Raw genomic sequence first — 15,521 nt, forward strand, 5'->3', positions numbered from 1 at the left:
AGGGAAGTGATTAACGAGCCAACCGCTTTGATCTATGCGCCCCAATGAACGACTCCCGCACAATGACCTTTGAAACTTGCCTGGCTTTTCGCTTCTTCCACCAGAGATAAATACCTGTTACTGACAACATCGCGACCACCAGCCCCATCACAGAGATCAGCACCCTACCCGGCACGCCAAGAATACGGCCAGAGTGCAATGGAAACTGCGCTTGTACGATGACATCCCCCACCGTGCCTTCCCATGGAATACGCTTACCTACAAAATGTCCGTCCACACCATCGTAATACAATCGTTTATGCCCCGCGCCAGCAACGCCATGGTCCGCCTCAGGATAATAAAAATCGACATTAAACAGCTGGAAAGCCGCGCTGTATGAAATGCGTCCCACAGGCTCTTGCCAATGTTGAACTCGCGCCTCCTCTACAGCCAATGCCAATACCTGTTCATAACTCACTATTGGTGGCAATTGCTGTGCAACGGGTAAGCGCGGACGCAAATCAGAAGGCGTTGGCGTCAACGTAAAAGCAGACCTCATCACCGGCATAAAGACTTCCCGCCGCAGGTTAAGCGCCAAGGCTGAAAATGCCAGAATAATCAGCAATATCCATGTCCACAAGCCAAATGCCCTATGCATGTCAAAGTAACGTTTGTGTGTACTGCTGTTCCAGCGCATTTTCCAGGCTGGCCACCAGCGCTGCCAAAATGTTGCTTGATGAGGATGACGTTGTGCTTTGTGCAGTTTGGTCTTGGGTTTATTGGCAGACTTGGGCAAAGTGAGGTAAAAGCCCACAAAACTATCAATCAGCCAAATAATCGCCACGCCACCCAATAACCAGATGCCCCAGCGGTCTATGCCCCACATTTCGGGTAGGTGCAGGCTGTAATGTAGCTTATACAGGAAAGAGACTGCATTGGTACGATCCACAGGCCACACCGCACCCCATTCACGCTTACCCAACTCTTCACCAGTCACGGGGTCAAGAAACACCTGGTTAAACTTGACTGGCGCAAGGCCATTGGGAGGGTTCGGTAGCGGCCGTACACCAATCGCCAGCGTATGCCCCGGCTCCACTGTCAGCGGAATAGAACTGACCTGCACTTGCGGATAGCGCTCAGCCACCTGTTTTGCAAGCACGAGTGTCGATTGATGCAACCCTTGTGACTCACTATACATCCACGCGGGATTCAGCCACTCGTCTAGCTCATGATCCCAGGAAATCACTGCGCCAGTCAGGCCGGCAAGCAATAAGAATAAGGCGCTTGCCAGGCCTAGCCAGCGATGAATCAATAACAAAGACGAACGCAAATCACATCACCTCAAACTAGAAATCAAGTTGTGCACTAATCGTCACAGTGCGTGGAGCGCCTAATACCAAATACCCAGAATTAGAGGTAGTACCAGCATAACCACCTGCGGAAGCCCAGTAATCTCGGTCTGTTACGTTATCAATACGACTGCGTACAGTCAATAAATGCCCTTTAATTTCGGTTGCATATCTCGCTCCGATATCTAACCGAGTCCAGCCTGGAGCACGTTGCGTATTATCACTATCGACATATACATGACCAGTAGCAATCACACGCGCATCAAAAGTTAAACCTGGCACCATAAATGCATCCCACTCCATCCCCAGGTTAGCTTGTCGATCCGGCACACCGATGGTTTGCTTACCTTCAGAAGCAGCATCATCAGTGTTTTTCTGCTTAGCATCCAACCAGGTAATCCCGCCTAGCACGCGCAGGCTTGGTAAAATTTGACCATAAGTCATCAACTCAACCCCTTGATGCTCCTCTTTACCTTGTGAGGTAAATACATCCGCCGCATTGACAAATCCACGTGGCTTCTCAGTTGTAAAGTAAGCGGTAGTCACGCGAACCTTACCAAAGTCAAACTTAGCACCCACTTCTTTTTGTTTGGATACATAAGGAGCAAGCGTCTGCCCAGGGTTTGAGATTGGCTGAGACACTGTTGATGCCGGTGCAGTCGCGCCTTGCGATAAACCTTCAATATAATTGGCATACAGGGAGATACCGTCCCAAGGTTTTACCACGGCACCCAATACCGGACTTAACTTGCTCTTATCATAAGCATCATCAAACACGCCATCGTAGGTATAAGTTGTACCGACTATTTGCTGATGTCTCACCCCCAACGTCAGCAATAGCTGATTGTCCAGCATAGACACTGTGTCACCCAGTGCAACACTTCGCAATATCGTTCTGCCTGTCGTCTTTGGATTATTGAGCACACCGCCTGAACCAGCAGTTGCAGTAAAGGCCGGCAGTGAGGCGTAAACTGGCGAATACAAATTAGTACTGACTGAAGTGCCACTAAAATCAAATGTATAAGCTGCTTTTTTCTCAAAGTGATATAAGTTCGCATTCAGAACCACATCGTGCCCAATCGAACCTGTTTCAAATTTGCCCTTGACGCCTACTTCACCAGTTCTCACAGAGTCTTCTCTGGTATTGTCAAATCGATACAGGCTACCTGCACCTGTTGCAGCATTACTAACCGTCAAGTTAGCCAGAGAGTTGGCTTCATGTGATTCACGGAATCCGCCAGCAAAATAAGCAGTCACTTTTCCGGTCAAATCATACTCACCACGCAAGCTCCCGAATGTGTCTCTCTCATTAGAATATGACCATGGCTGTGCCCAGTTCGTATCACTTTTGGGGGCACGAGGTACATTTATACCTGACGCCAGAGAAACATTGGTGCGCGTTTGCTTTAAGTGGTTATCCTGATAACCAATATCACCAGACAAGCGTAATTTCTCACCGCGCCAATCTAACGCCAATGAAACCAAGTCCACATCAGCATGTTCTTTATCAACCGCTGTACCGCCATCACGCTTGGAAACATTCAGTCGAACACCAGCACGATCATCTGGCCCAAAGCGCCTGGCCACATCGGCAGAAATTAATTGCTGGTTACCAGAGCTCCAGCCAGCATTCACCACGCTTAATGGCTCATTGGGTGCGCGTTTCGGCAACAATGAAATAGAACCGCCGATGCCGTCGCCATTCGGGCTAGAACCATTCAAGAAAGCTGAAGCGCCACGTAACACTTCTACACGCTCAAAAAGTTCTGCTGCAATATATTGCCTGGGTAACAAGCCATACAAACCGTTATACGCAACACTGTCTGAATACAGCTGAAAACCACGAATGAAATAAGATTCCTGGAAGTTACCAAAACCGCGTGCAACACGTACAGATGGGTCATTTAACAAAACATCTCCAACACTCTTCGCTTGCTGGTTCTGAATGAGCTCATTGGTGTAAGCATTGATTGAGAATGGCGTATCCATTGCATCTTGGTTACCCATCACCCCAACACGGCCGCCTTTCGCCATCTGGCCACCAGCATATGGCTTCATCAAGCCTTTGGCGTTTGCATCAGCCGACGCTTTTACCTTCACCTCTTCCAACGTGACCGTATCATCTTTATCAGATGCAGCATCTTGTGCAAATACAGGGACTGCAGCAAAGGCCAACATGACAGCCACAACGGTCTTTTTTGGTAGAAACTGCATATTGGAAACGCCACTTTTATCTATAAAGATCATTCAAGCTCTCATCATTCCTTAAAAAATTACCATCAATAAAAAAAGGCTACTGAATGTTCAGTAGCCTTTTTTAGCTTATTTGATTGCCAGCTATTTACATGAATTGATGATAATAATTCTCATTTATTAACACAAGCTATTTTACACAAAAACACCTATCTCGATAATTATTTTGCATAAAAACAACTGATGGATTAAGCGGATGTTGCAAGGTCACCCCGACAATGTCACTTTCCTGTGCGAGCCTTAACAGCCAACGTTTATCATGCCATTCTTAAGCCAAGCCAATCACTAAAATACCCATATGATTTTCTTGGTTAATATTTCCAGGTAAGCGTAGCCATTGCATTCACTGGTGCTGCGTAAAAAGCTTGTCCATACGCGGAATATCTAAAGCTCGACAAATACTTTTCATCTGTCACGTTATAGACATTGACGGCAGCATCCCAGTGATTGTCGATTTTATAATTAGCCATCAGGTTTAAAACAGCGTAACTATCTTGCACATAGCGCACGGTGCCAATATCCACATAGATGTCACTCTGCCAATTGACGCTTGCGCCGACTTTTAAATTCTGCACAAATGGCACTTTATACACCAGGCTCAAATGCGCCATATGCTTGGGCGTGTAAGTGTTTGCACTCGCCCCACCCTGCCCTTTAATACTCGTCAAGCGTGTATAGCCTGCACTCATGCTCAAATGGTCATTCACTTCACCGGAAACATCAAACTCATAGCCTTTGCTCATCGCTTCTATGGCCTCATACACCGACTTAGCGGGTGTCGACTGAGAACTGTATACTGCTTGATTTTCCTGTTCGGTTTTAAACAATGCAAACGAACTATTCAACGCCTTGTTAAACCACTCACTTTTAACACCCATTTCATAGTTTCTCCCTTGTAATGGCGCAAGCACTTTGCCGTTGGTGCCCAACTCAATTTGCGGCCTGTAAATGCCCGCGTAGCTGGCATATAACGAATGCGCATTGGTCAAATCATATATTGCACCCACATAAGGGGTAAATTTATTATCTTCCTTGGCCTCCTGAGGCACGCCATAAGCATTGCCTTCCAATTTGTAGCTTAACAAATTGCCGCCCACGGTGACTTTTAAACCCTCAGCCGGGTTCAACTTGGCAGCAGTATAAATATTGGTCGTTCTAGTCGAATAGTCGGAGCTTTTACTTTCAGCCCCAAATGCAGGATAAGGAACATCCCCCGCAGCGTCAAAGCTGTCGAGTGGCACGCCCGCCACACTGCGAGAAAACTCCCTCATATTACTGCGGCTTAAAGTGGTACCAACGACCAACTCATGCTTGCGGCCAGCCAACTCAAACGGCCCATTGGCATAAATATCCGCCACATAATCTTGTGTCTTGAAGGTATAGAAGAAAGGATTGGTTTTTAAGCCAAGGCCAGTGGTCCGGTCTTCGCTACCATCCACATAATCATGCGGTCCAGCAGAGGTGACTGCCTTTTGTGTGAGCTGGCCTTTCATCTTCCATTCGTTATTAAAGTAATGCGTTAACTCAGCAAAACTGATATTGGTATCCACATTCCGCTGACTCCAGCTCGGCGCGGTCGAATCAGACACTTTGTAAGGGCGCTTGCTGCCATCGGAATACAATAAAGTCAAACCACCAAACATATTGCCGCTGGCGTCGTTTCTTTGATAGGTATGGCCAATTGAGAAACTGGTGTTCTCTGTGAGGTCTGCCTCAACAATGCCGTAGACAACATCTCGTGTACTACTGTAACGGTCAAGATAAGAGTTCTTCTCCTGATGAGCTGCGACCAAGCGCGCACGTACACTGCCATCACTATTCAAAGCGCCCGAAATATCGGCATCCAGGCGCCTGTTATCCCAAGAACCAAGGGAGGCGCTGGCTTTAGCCTGAAAATCTCTTGTCGCACGTTTACGAATAAAATTGATGGTTGCAGAAGGATTGCCAGGACCCGTTAACAAGCCATTGGCGCCACGCAGCACTTCAATACGGTCATACGTGGCAATATCCAGATCGCCGTAATTTGTCCCGCTAAAACTAATCGGCGTGCTCAGGCCATCTACCTGAAAGTTGGTGATATTAAAACCACGTGAGGTATATTCGGTACGGTCTGTCTCAAACTGCTCAACTTTAATGCCGGTTGCGTAAGACAATGCATCATTGACGGTCAAGACACGAAAATCATCTAACTGCTCGCGTGTAACCACGGAGATAGATTGTGGCGTGTCCCGGATACTAGTATTTAGACGGGTAGCCGTTGCGGTAGATTTAACGGTATAGGACTTTGTTTTTTCCGAAGGCCGATCTTTTTCTGCTTGGGAAGTGACCTTCACCTCTGGCAGAGACTCAACTTCTTCTTTGCGTGCTGAGTCTTCAGCATAAGCCAGATAAGGCATCGCCAGCATCAATGCAGCTACCAGGCTACGACGACGAAATGAATATTGTAATTGTGGACTGTGCACGAGACTCCCCTGTGAGTTAATTGCTGGCTACAGGAGAAAAACTCGTTGGCTTGCACTAAAGCCTTAAATGATAACAATTCTCATTAAAAACATCAAGAAGACAAGATAGGCGAGAGTCATGCGCCCATGTAAAACCGTGCTAACACTCAGCGACAACCTTCCGTTGCAAGCTAGGTGCGACAATCATTTCGCCCTCTTCGGTCACGGCACAGGCCAGGTTAACGTCATACAATGCCTCTAGCAATGGTAAAGTGACATGTGGGGTTTGATAGTCACCTACCATGGCGCCATGCTTGATAAATATCAAACGCTCAAAGCCTTGCAAGGCCTGATTAATATCATGCAAGATGGCCAGGATGGCGTGACCGCGTTTGGCGGCAAACGTATAAATCGCTTCCATCAAACTGAACTGCAAGCCGGGATCCAGCGCGGCCAACGGCTCATCTACCAGCAACAAACCCTGCTCTACGTCCCATAGCTGTGCAAACACGCGCGCCATTTGTACGCGTGCTTTTTCACCGCCTGACAACGTGTCAAACCGGCGGCCCAGTAGATGCGCGGCGCAGGCCTGCTCGGCCGCTTGCTGCACAATGGAGGCCAGCGATGGATCATGCATGCGCGACACACGGCCCAATCCAATGACCAAGTCTACGGGCAACCCGAATGCGACCTCATGCGACTGCGGCAAGATGGCACGACGGCGGCTTAAATCTGGCAGCGACCAGCCTTGGAGTGGTTGCTGGCAAAAGCCTGCGTGGCCACTCGCCGGGCTTAGCTCACGCGCAAGCAGTTTAAGCAAGGTCGACTTGCCCGCCCCGCTGGGGCCCAATACGGCCACACGCTCTCCGGGCTGAATGGCAAATGAAAAAGGGCCAAACGTACGTTGACCAAGTTTCACGGTGACTCGGTCGAGTGACAACATACTGTGGCTTTGTACGGTATGGATCATGTTAGCCTCCTTTTCTGACACTGGTGAGCAGCACAAGAAAGAAAGGCGCGCCTAGCAGGGCAGTAAAGATGCCCACCGGGATTTCTGCCGGGATAGCCACGGTTCGGGCGGTAGTATCCGCCACCAGCAGAATGATGGCACCCACCAGCATGGCCAGTGGTGCCATACGGCGTTGGTCAGGCCCGACCACTAATCGCACGATATGCGGTGCAACCAGGCCGATAAACCCGATGACACCACACCAGGCGACCGCAAAACCAGATAACAGCGCGACCAGGATAATCACGCGACGGCGCAAATGCCGTACATTAATACCCACGTGCGCAGCGGTGGCTTCACCCAGCGCCAACGCATTCATGGCACTGACCAGCCGCCGTACATACCAGATGGCCGCCAGCAGCAACACCGACAGCGTCCCCACCAATGGCCAACTGCCGCCGGCCAGGGAGCCTAGCGTCCAAAAGGTCAGGCTGCGTAATTGTTCGTCTGTGGCTAGGTAAGTACACAAGCCGATAATGGCTGCAGCTAATGCATTCAAGGCAATACCCGTCAACAACAGTCCTGCGATAGAATCTGCTGTGAGCCAGCGCGCGACCGTATCCAGCAGCAAACACACACCCACAGCACCCGCAAACGCCGTCAGCGGTAGCACCCAAAAACGCCAGGCAATTGGGATATCAATACCACTGCCCGCGAGCACCACAATGGTCAAGGCGGCGGCACAGGCGGCGCCACTGGTAACACCCAACAGACCAGGATCAGCCAGCGGATTACGAAACAGGCCTTGCGTTAATGCGCCAGACAAGCCAAGCACTGCACCCACCAAAGCCGCAAACAAGATGCGCGGCAAACGCAGGTTCCACAGCACATAGGCACCACTGGTGAGCGGCTCTTCGTGACGCCACAACACGCGCCAGTCATCCGCCGTGACAGGCACTGCCCCCGCCCAGGCCGCCACCCAAAAACAGAGCAGCAACACTACCCATAAAAACCAGACCGGCCTGTTGAGCAGGCCGGTGGTGAAACGCGAAGTCAAGGATATCGCTCCTACCGCCGCACTCATGTACTCATCACCTTCAGCAATGCGTTATCCAGCGCTGTCAGTGCTTGTGGCATGCGCGGACCAAAACCCAGCATAAACATCGCTTCCAGCGAGGCCACGCGACGCTTTTGTCCCGCAGGTGTTTGCGCCACGCCCGGCAGCTTCAATACGCCATCAATCCCGCCGACAATACTCAAGCCCTGGTCAGTAAATAACACCACATCCGGCTGGGCCGCAATAACTGCCTCCGGCGTCAATGGCTTGAAGCCATCGAACCCCTGCACGGCATTTTGTGCACCCACATAATGCAGCATGGCTTCGGCGCTGCTGCCCTTGCCGCCAACCATGACCTGGCCCGGACTATGCGAAAGGATAAAGAGCACACGTGGCGCAGGCGATTTGCGGGCCAGGATAGGCTCACGTGCACGCTGCCAGTCAGCTTTCATTTTTTCGACCAGTTGTGCTGCCTGTGTTGGGCGGTCAATCAAGATGCCCAGTCGAGCAACGCGATCCAGCACGCCTTCAAATTTATCATTCGCGGCCAAAATAGTGACCGGCACGCCCGCAGCACTAATCTGACGCAGCACCGCAGGCGGCCCGGCATCCTCAGTCGCAACCACGTGATTAGGCGCCAATGCCAGAATGCCCTCGCTGGATAAAGTGCGTGCATAGCCCACACTCGGCAGCTTGGTTGCCGCCTCTGGATACAGCGAGGTGGTATCTACCCCCGCCAGCTCCTGACTAGCTCCCAAGGCATAAATAATCTCCGTCAGCGCACCACCGATACTGACAATACGGCGTGCAGATTTTTTATCCGCCGCCCATAGCGTTTGCGGCAGGCAAACACTGGCAGCCAGCGCCCCTGCCTGCAACAAGAAGGTGCGGCGAGCGGGTGTGGTTGCCAGATCGTCTTGGGACATATTTAAAAATGACATATTTAACTCAGACATAACGCATTATCATTGAGCAGACCTTCAACCAATGTCCGCCATGTAGCAAGTTCTGGTTTGCCAGGTTTGCGCTCACCAAAAAACATCGCAATCACTTCGCCATGCCGATCAAACAACTCCAGTGAAGTCACCAAGCCATCGACGGTTGGCTTACGCACAATCCATGCACTGGCAATATGGTCTTCACGCAAATGCAGGTTAAAACCGGGATCCAGCACATTGAGCCACGGGCCCATCACCGCAATCTTGTTTACCAGGCCAGAGTGAATCTGGATCATGCCCGGATTACCGACAAAAATCATGATGGCGACGTTGTCGCTGGCAGCCGTTTCCAGCAATTGACGGGCACCGGCGGGATTGATTTGCTGCACAAAACGCTCTTCGCCCAGGCGCATGCTCTGCAGGCGTGACACACCAAACTTTTTTAACAAGGCAAAAAAATCATGCGTATCCTGCAACGCTGCCCAGGCCGCCTGAAAACCATCGACATCAATACTGTCATCAGGTTGCTCGGCAACTGGCGTGGCGGCTGGCAGGGGCACCAATCCAGGCTGCTGGTCTGTATCCGCAAACTGCGCCACAAAAGTCTCATAGGCTGCCACATGACTTTGCGGTTTGATAAAGACCTTATGGATAGCGGTGCCGCTGGCATCAAAAAACTGCAAGCTTTGTTGAATACCGTTTTCGCCAGTTTCTGACACGGCAAAGCCATGCGCCCATTGACTATAAAACGCGCGCAAATCAATTTCTGCCCCCAGCACCAGCCCCACGTGATTGCTATCACTCACATTGGTATAAACGCCGGTTTTTTCGTGCACACACGAAAGATTACGCGTTAAAGCCATCACCTCGCCCAATGGCTCCAGCGATTTGATCAACGTTGGCCACACAGGCTGCAGGCGGGTCGCGCGCATCAAGGGCTCCTCATGTCCGGCACCCACGTGCGCAGCAATCAGCTCGCCTTCAGAAATCTGCAGCTTTTCTGCAATATCTCGATGACGCGCCTTGCCCGACTGGCGCTCAATGACAAATTGCTGACGGATAAACGCACTCGTGTGACTCATGACGGCATCTCTCAGGCTTAAGCCAATTCGTCCAGTTTTTGCTGGCTGGCCTGGTCTGGCGCAGCATGGCCTTGATCATTACGGTGTGTGATTTGCAGCAAATCCTGGCCATTCAAATGGTAGGCCTTAGCAAAGCCAGCCACATAACTGCCATGCGTTGGCGCCAATTCCACCATATGAAAATCGGTCAGTTTGCCAATCGCATCCATGAACTTGCCAAACTTGTCATAGAACAAGGCCATCACTTCATCAAACTTGGCCGTATTTCTGGCCACTTCCTGCGTGTCACATTTGAACACCAGGCGTTTTCTGGCAAACAGGTGGCCAGCGTCTTTTTCGCTCTCGATAAACATGGCTGAACAACGGCCAGTTTCACGCAGATTAGCGCAATGCGTCGCCAACTCACTCACGTAGACATAAAACTTGTTATCGCGCTCAACAAACGCGGCATAACTCGCCTCGGGAATGCCCTGGGCATTGGTCGTCGCCAACTGCACAGATTTAAACAAGCCTTTAAAAGCAATGGCTTGTTCGCCCACGGATTGCAACTTTTCGTTCTCGTTCATGCAACTTCTCCTATTGTTCATGAAGCAATACACTGCGTATTGTTTTTATTCACACAGCGTTTGCTGACACTGCGACAGGCCATCACAGCAATTAATGATATTCTATATGATAATCATTATTATTTACAATAATGATTTAATGCTTCCCAACAGCAGGCTCAAGCAGGTCTTTGTGAAAAGTCAGGGAGTCATGGCAGCGCTTGCGCAAAAGCAAGCCGCCAGCAATTTAACGACGTGTGATGAGTGGCTGTAGCCAATAGAAAAAGATAGCGACCAGCACAGGGATGCCAATGGCGGCATTCGCCAGCCACTCACGCGCATCGTCATACACGAGGGCAAAAATCAGCCCGGCCAGTGAAATCACGGCGATCAGCAAGGGCCAGAAAAAAATTTGGGAGAGTTGTTTATTAGGCATAAATAAGTGCGTCACCATATTGCTCAACCTCTACAGAAAAACTGCGTTTCATAGGCTTCACTCGTTTGATCAGTGTCGCTTTAGCAGGCTTTGCTTTTTAATAAGCCTCGCTTAGCGTAATTCTTGAACGAATATCCGGCACATACTGATGCCGCTTTTTCCACCACAGCATCAGACCGGTCCACAATACAACAATCGTGATCACATCCAGCACCGCCCATAACCATTTCAAAGTGGTGCCACCATAATCCCCAAAATGCAGTGGCTGCGAAATCAGCAAGGCCACCAGGTACCATGGCAAGTCACGGCTATCGGTCAAGCTTGCCGTACGTGCATCGACCAGCACAGGTTTAAACAGGCGCTTGGTGATTGGTGAATCGCCACGCATAAAAATACCGTAATGATGCGGACTGGCATAGACTGTGCCGGGGAAGGCAATAAAGCCCAATTGCATGTCTGGTTCGGTTTGTTGCGCAACCTGTACAGAGGCCTGCAATGAGGCAAATTTCTCCGGCGGCGGCAGATTTTTGTAAGGCGCAATCATTTGCGACATCTGGTCAAACTGCCAATATTTCACCAATAAATCTGACCAGGCATTTATCACACCGGTGGCAGCCACGACCAGGGTCCAACTGAGGATAACAATCCCAAGGAAATTATGCACATCTAGCCGCTTGAGTTTTTTGCCACGCTGACGGCGAATTTCACCAAATGCCAGCTTACGCATAAACGGCGCATACAGCACCACACCCGACACAATCGCGATCACCAGCAAAAAGCCCATCAAGCCCAGAAACAGCATGCCCGGCAAGCCTGCGAACAAGTCGACATGCAACTTGAACATGACATACATAAAGCCCTCTTCTACCGGCGGCTCACCCAACACTTGTGCCGTGCGTGCGTCCAGCACCACTTGCCTGAACCCGCTCTCGGCATCCACCGTTTTAGCCATGCTAATGACCCATTGCAGCGGCTCATCCTCTTCACGGTACATATACAAAGGCACCATGCCAGGTTGCTTGCTTTTGGCCGCTGCCAGCAAGGCATCCATACTAGCCAGCGGCCCCTGGTGCGCAATCTGCGGCGTCTCAATATGATTGCCTAGCCAGTCGCCAATCTCGTGGTGGAAGATCAGCGGCAGGCCGGTCAGGCATAGCAATAACATAAACACCGTGCAAACCAGGCTGGACCATTTATGCACCCACGCCCAGGTACGGATAGAGGACTGCGTCAACATAGAAATACTCAGTTTGCTGACTTATGGTTGTGGCTGGCTGACAAAGCCTACTTTTTTCATGCCAGCGGTTTGCGCCTTGGCCAACACTTCAGCCAACACCTGGTAACGTGTGTTTTTATCAGCGCGTATCTGCAATTCCGGCTGTTGTTGCTTGGCCGCTTCATCTGTCATACGTGCAGATAAATCAGCAACGGACACTTCGCTGTCATTCCAGAAAATCTTGCCATCCACATCGACCGCCAGGTCGATCACTTCCGGCTTTTCTTCCAGCGGCTGCGAGGTCGCTTGCGGCAAATCAATCTTCACTGCATGCGTCAGCAATGGCGCAGTAATAATAAAAATCACCAGCAGCACCAACATCACATCCACCAACGGCGTGGTGTTGATTTCACTCATAGGCTGAGTGTGCTCACCTGCGCTAAATGGATTTTGCCCCATCATACATTGCCACCTTTATTGGCTACCTTGGCATGCAATTCGGTAACATTAGCTGGTTTTGCTGTGCTTTTAATCACCAATGGCGCACCAGTTGTCAGCAATGTATGCAAATCTTGCGCAAAGCTTTCCAGTTCAGCCATGATGCCGCGGTTGGCCTTGATAAAAGCGTTATAAGCCAGCACCGCAGGAATCGCCACGGCCAGGCCAATCGCCGTCATAATCAAGGCTTCACCCACCGGGCCAGCCACTTTATCAATGGTGGCTACACCGGATTGGCCAATCGCTGTCAGCGCGTGGTAAATCCCCCACACCGTACCGAACAAACCAACAAATGGTGCCACGCTACCCACAGAAGCCAGCACGGACAAACCGCTTTCTAACGCTGCCTGCTCTTGTGACAAGGTACGGCGCAATTGGCGTGCAATAAACTCATCCTGGCTGCAAGCTGCGCCCAATGACTGGCTAGCGTATTGCTGGTGATGCTGGGTAGATTCAGCGGCGGTCACTGCCAGGCGAAATGCCGGGGACTGCAGTTGCGGCTCTTGCAGCGCTTCCTGCAAAGTCGCTTTACGCCAGAACTGGCGCACATAGGCAGACACGTCACGCTTGCGCTTGAATACCTGCCAGGTTTTGACCAGAATGAAATACCAGCTCAGCACTGACATCGTCAGTAAAATCAGCGCCACCAAAACCGACACCACACCGCCTTCGGTGATAAAAGCCAAACCACTTGTTGATTGCATCAAAAATTCCCTTTCACTTGAAACTTAACTTAACTCTTGAAACTTGCTTATTCTTGCGTCAGCGAGAATGACAACGGTACATTTACGTAGGCACTGACTGTCTTGTCACCTTTGCGTCCGGGCACGAAACGCCATTGTGTGACCGCATTAACAGCCGCCTTGTCCAAGCGCTCAAAACCACTACTACTAACAACATCCACCGACTCTGGACGCCCGTCAGGAGACACGAGTACCTTCATCAATACTTTACCCTCTTCACCAGCTCGCTTTGACAGTCGCGGATACTCAGGTGCTGGATTATGCAAGTAAGCCACACCAAATTTTGGCGGCTCTTCTTTTTCTACAACCTCCTGCTTGGGAGGTGCAGAAACAACCGGTGCCGGTTTGCTCGGCGCAGCAGCCACAGGCGTCTCCAGCGGTGGCGCAGAAGGTTGCGTACTGGCCTCAAAGCGCGGCTGGTCTGGCGTGGTTTCGACAATACGCTCCACCACAGGCGCCGGGCGCTCTATCGGCTTCACTGGCGTTTCTTTAGGTTTAATCACGGGTTTCACAACTGGCTGCTGTTTGATGATAGGCACCACTTCTGGCGCAGGCGCTTCTTCTTTTTTGGCCGGCAAAGTAATCAGGGAAACTGTCATCGGCTCCGGCTTAGGCTCAATGATGACAGGCTCTTGATGCATGACCAGCCAGGCAATGACTGCCGCATGCAAAGCGACCACCAGCAACATACCCAAGCCATGCCAGTCCTGGCGCTTATCGCGTTGCAGCCAATCCTCGGTCGCCAGCACGGACCAGCGGAAAATACCTGCCAGCTCACCCAACTGGCGGCGATGCAGGCTCAACTCAGGCAATTGGGGCGCTGACGCACGTGCGGGTTTTAACGACAACCCCTGCAAAGACTCACGCTGCACCATTCGCATACTCCTCAATCAAAACCACAAAAGGCAACCCCAGGTTGCCAGTATTACATACACAGTTCACGCAAAACCTCTACTAATCTTGTTGCACCAGTGCTTGTTGTGCCTGCGATGACACCGCCAGCGCATGACACTTGGTCAACAGTAATTTATTCTGTTTGGTACGGGTCAACTGATAAGTATCACCACCATGCACAATGGCCAATACACCGGCCTCACCCAGCAATTGACTCGCCTCAATGGTCGGCACACGATGCGATGAAACACTGGCCGCATTTTGCGCTTTACCTAATGATGATTGCAAGCGATTGGTCATGCATTCACATCCAAATTAAAAAAAGGCCGACTTATATGCAAAAGCATCGCGGCATAGGATTTCAAGGAACACCCTTACCAGGGGTAATTTGGCGCATGAATAATCACGCCTAATTTGAGCAATGACATGTTGGGGTTAGGAGCATTGCTCAAATGCTTTACCAACAGCCCTGATGCATCAGGACCGCCAGTGAAATTAAACGCGGTTAGAGTAATACTCAACCACTTGCTGCACATCAATCGGGAACGGCACATCTTCAATAGACGGCAAATGACCGATTTTTGCGCTTGCAGATGCTGCTTCTACCGACAACCACTCAGGAATCGTCAAGCTAGGCGTTGCCATGGCATCGACCACCATTGGGATCTTGCGGCTCTTTTCTTTCACCGTCACCACATCACCAATTTGCAAACGAATAGAGGCAATGTTGGCTGATTTACCGTTGAGCAACACGTGGCCATGGTTCACCAGTTGACGCGCAGCAATGCCTGTAGGCGCGAAACCCGCACGAAACACCACGTTATCCAAGCGGCGCTCCAGCAAAGACATCAATTTTTCACCAGTTGGCTCGCTGCCTTTACGCGCTTCCAAGATCAGGCGACGCATCTGCTTTTCGCTCACACCGTAGTTAAAACGAATCTTCTGCTTTTCAACCAGCTTGACGGCAAAGTCAGAACGGCGGCGGCGTGACGCCTGCTGCCCATGCTGACCTGGTGGATTAGGGCGATTTTCAATCGACTTACGTGACAACCCGGGCAGCTCTACGCCCAATGCACGCATAATCTTCAGTCTGGGTCCTGTGGTTCTTGCCATGAATCTATAGCCTTTCTTGATTTATCTT

The 15,521-nt window shown here is 50.7% G+C and carries 15 protein-coding genes; all 15 read right to left on the minus strand.

What is annotated here, in order from left to right:
* Positions 1-10 precede the first annotated feature (10 nt).
* Entirely contained in the window at positions 11-1,309 is a 1,299-nt protein-coding gene (locus ACIDE9_RS08675) for a PepSY-associated TM helix domain-containing protein (RefSeq protein ID WP_411994159.1), read from the minus strand.
* 16 nt (positions 1,310-1,325) lie between these two features.
* Positions 1,326-3,575: a TonB-dependent receptor gene (locus ACIDE9_RS08680; protein ID WP_411994160.1), complete on the minus strand. Its 2,250-nt coding sequence runs from the start codon at positions 3,573-3,575 to the stop codon at positions 1,326-1,328.
* 317 nt (positions 3,576-3,892) lie between these two features.
* Complete coding sequence (locus ACIDE9_RS08685) at positions 3,893-5,986, minus strand: TonB-dependent siderophore receptor (RefSeq protein ID WP_411994358.1); 2,094 nt, start codon at positions 5,984-5,986, stop codon at positions 3,893-3,895.
* Positions 5,987-6,182: 196 nt separating this feature from the next.
* Positions 6,183-6,992 carry an ATP-binding cassette domain-containing protein gene (locus ACIDE9_RS08690; protein WP_411994162.1) on the minus strand — a complete coding sequence of 270 codons (810 nt, stop codon included), beginning with the start codon at positions 6,990-6,992 and terminating at the stop codon, positions 6,183-6,185.
* 1 nt (position 6,993) lies between these two features.
* The gene (locus ACIDE9_RS08695; protein WP_411994164.1) at positions 6,994-8,028 is read right to left on the minus strand and encodes a FecCD family ABC transporter permease; all 1,035 of its coding nucleotides are present in this window, start codon (positions 8,026-8,028) and stop codon (positions 6,994-6,996) included.
* A 23-nt stretch (positions 8,029-8,051) separates the two neighbouring features.
* The gene (locus ACIDE9_RS08700) at positions 8,052-8,969 is read right to left on the minus strand and encodes a heme/hemin ABC transporter substrate-binding protein (RefSeq protein WP_411994166.1); all 918 of its coding nucleotides are present in this window, start codon (positions 8,967-8,969) and stop codon (positions 8,052-8,054) included.
* A 2-nt stretch (positions 8,970-8,971) separates the two neighbouring features.
* Entirely contained in the window at positions 8,972-10,048 is a 1,077-nt protein-coding gene (locus ACIDE9_RS08705; protein ID WP_411994168.1) for a hemin-degrading factor, read from the minus strand.
* A 17-nt stretch (positions 10,049-10,065) separates the two neighbouring features.
* Complete coding sequence (locus tag ACIDE9_RS08710; protein WP_411994170.1) at positions 10,066-10,614, minus strand: HugZ family protein; 549 nt, start codon at positions 10,612-10,614, stop codon at positions 10,066-10,068.
* A gap of 226 nt (positions 10,615-10,840) precedes the next feature.
* Positions 10,841-11,047 carry a hypothetical protein gene (locus ACIDE9_RS08715; protein ID WP_194754820.1) on the minus strand — a complete coding sequence of 69 codons (207 nt, stop codon included), beginning with the start codon at positions 11,045-11,047 and terminating at the stop codon, positions 10,841-10,843.
* A gap of 79 nt (positions 11,048-11,126) precedes the next feature.
* Positions 11,127-12,266: a PepSY-associated TM helix domain-containing protein gene (locus tag ACIDE9_RS08720; RefSeq protein ID WP_411994172.1), complete on the minus strand. Its 1,140-nt coding sequence runs from the start codon at positions 12,264-12,266 to the stop codon at positions 11,127-11,129.
* Positions 12,267-12,287: 21 nt separating this feature from the next.
* Entirely contained in the window at positions 12,288-12,704 is a 417-nt protein-coding gene (locus ACIDE9_RS08725) for an ExbD/TolR family protein (protein WP_019883433.1), read from the minus strand.
* On the minus strand, positions 12,704-13,447 hold the full coding sequence (locus ACIDE9_RS08730) for a MotA/TolQ/ExbB proton channel family protein (protein ID WP_194754822.1): 744 nt from the start codon (positions 13,445-13,447) through the stop codon (positions 12,704-12,706). The genes ACIDE9_RS08725 and ACIDE9_RS08730 overlap by 1 nt, the downstream gene beginning before the upstream one ends.
* Positions 13,448-13,494: 47 nt before the next feature.
* Entirely contained in the window at positions 13,495-14,367 is an 873-nt protein-coding gene (locus ACIDE9_RS08735) for a TonB family protein (protein WP_411994174.1), read from the minus strand.
* A 73-nt stretch (positions 14,368-14,440) separates the two neighbouring features.
* Positions 14,441-14,680, minus strand: a complete 240-nt coding sequence (gene hemP / locus ACIDE9_RS08740; protein WP_194754823.1) for a hemin uptake protein HemP — start codon at positions 14,678-14,680, stop codon at positions 14,441-14,443.
* A 195-nt stretch (positions 14,681-14,875) separates the two neighbouring features.
* Positions 14,876-15,493: a 30S ribosomal protein S4 gene (gene rpsD / locus ACIDE9_RS08745; RefSeq protein WP_411994176.1), complete on the minus strand. Its 618-nt coding sequence runs from the start codon at positions 15,491-15,493 to the stop codon at positions 14,876-14,878.
* Positions 15,494-15,521 lie beyond the last annotated feature (28 nt).

The organism is Methylophilus sp. 'Pure River' (genome assembly GCF_046765995.1).
In the GTDB taxonomy this organism is placed as follows: Bacteria; Pseudomonadota; Gammaproteobacteria; order Burkholderiales; family Methylophilaceae; genus Methylophilus.

Excerpts from the sequence above, each read along its gene's own strand:
- ACIDE9_RS08680 (WP_411994160.1), bottom strand. The coding sequence starts at position 3,575 with ATGATCTTTATAGATAAAAGTGGCGTTTCCAATATGCAGTTTCTACCA.
- ACIDE9_RS08685 (WP_411994358.1), bottom strand. The coding sequence starts at position 5,986 with ATGCTGGCGATGCCTTATCTGGCTTATGCTGAAGACTCAGCACGCAAA.
- ACIDE9_RS08690 (WP_411994162.1), bottom strand. The coding sequence starts at position 6,992 with ATGATCCATACCGTACAAAGCCACAGTATGTTGTCACTCGACCGAGTC.
- ACIDE9_RS08700 (WP_411994166.1), bottom strand. The coding sequence starts at position 8,969 with ATGTCATTTTTAAATATGTCCCAAGACGATCTGGCAACCACACCCGCT.
- ACIDE9_RS08705 (WP_411994168.1), bottom strand. The coding sequence starts at position 10,048 with ATGAGTCACACGAGTGCGTTTATCCGTCAGCAATTTGTCATTGAGCGC.
- ACIDE9_RS08710 (WP_411994170.1), bottom strand. The coding sequence starts at position 10,614 with ATGAACGAGAACGAAAAGTTGCAATCCGTGGGCGAACAAGCCATTGCT.
- ACIDE9_RS08715 (WP_194754820.1), bottom strand. The coding sequence starts at position 11,047 with ATGGTGACGCACTTATTTATGCCTAATAAACAACTCTCCCAAATTTTT.
- ACIDE9_RS08720 (WP_411994172.1), bottom strand. The coding sequence starts at position 12,266 with ATGTTGACGCAGTCCTCTATCCGTACCTGGGCGTGGGTGCATAAATGG.
- ACIDE9_RS08725 (WP_019883433.1), bottom strand. The coding sequence starts at position 12,704 with ATGGGGCAAAATCCATTTAGCGCAGGTGAGCACACTCAGCCTATGAGT.
- ACIDE9_RS08730 (WP_194754822.1), bottom strand. The coding sequence starts at position 13,447 with ATGCAATCAACAAGTGGTTTGGCTTTTATCACCGAAGGCGGTGTGGTG.
- ACIDE9_RS08735 (WP_411994174.1), bottom strand. The coding sequence starts at position 14,367 with ATGCGAATGGTGCAGCGTGAGTCTTTGCAGGGGTTGTCGTTAAAACCC.
- hemP (WP_194754823.1), bottom strand. The coding sequence starts at position 14,680 with ATGACCAATCGCTTGCAATCATCATTAGGTAAAGCGCAAAATGCGGCC.
- rpsD (WP_411994176.1), bottom strand. The coding sequence starts at position 15,493 with ATGGCAAGAACCACAGGACCCAGACTGAAGATTATGCGTGCATTGGGC.